The 557-nt window shown below is 51.7% G+C and carries 1 protein-coding gene; it reads right to left on the minus strand.

The window, feature by feature from the left end:
• Positions 1-234: 234 nt before the first annotated feature.
• Positions 235-557: tyrosine-type recombinase/integrase (locus FLX07_RS35945; RefSeq protein ID WP_142576439.1), on the minus strand; the 323-nt coding region annotated here is incomplete at its 5' end.

Here is a 557-nt window from a genome sequence, read left to right on the forward strand (position 1 = left end):
ATAAAATTAAACGGAGGCGGTCGCCTATGACAAATAAGCAAATGGAATCCCACTGTGCCCCATCCAATTGTTCACGCCATTTCGAAGTTTGCGAATGCAAGTCGATGTGTCTGCTGCGGTATGGAGCCGAAATACGGAAGCGGCAGGAGGAAGTCGGAGCTGCAGTCGGCATATACGAAAAAAGACGAGCACACCTACGTTGGCTGCGGCTCAAACGTTGGGGCGCCCGTCGTCTTATAGATTAACATTCGCGTATACTTCGTCGATCCGGTCCTGATTGATTCCGATATATCTCAACGTGACCGACTGCTTCGAGTGGTTGAAAATCGATTGAAGTAGCGTAAGATCTGTGCCGTTCTTGTACGCGTGGTAGCCGAAAGTCTTACGCAACGAATGGCAGCCGATTGTGCCGAGCTTCTCTGAAAGGCCTGCGCGCTCAATAGCTTCGTTAAGAATCCCGTAAGCACGGACGCGGGTAATAGCTTTCGAACCTTGCCGAGAAGGGAGAAGCCAGGCGTAGTCGTTGGCTTCGGCCGGAATCAGGTCAGCGACGACTT

This window comes from Microbispora bryophytorum, from assembly GCF_006874465.1.
In the GTDB taxonomy this organism is placed as follows: Bacteria; Actinomycetota; Actinomycetes; order Streptosporangiales; family Streptosporangiaceae; genus Microbispora; species Microbispora bryophytorum.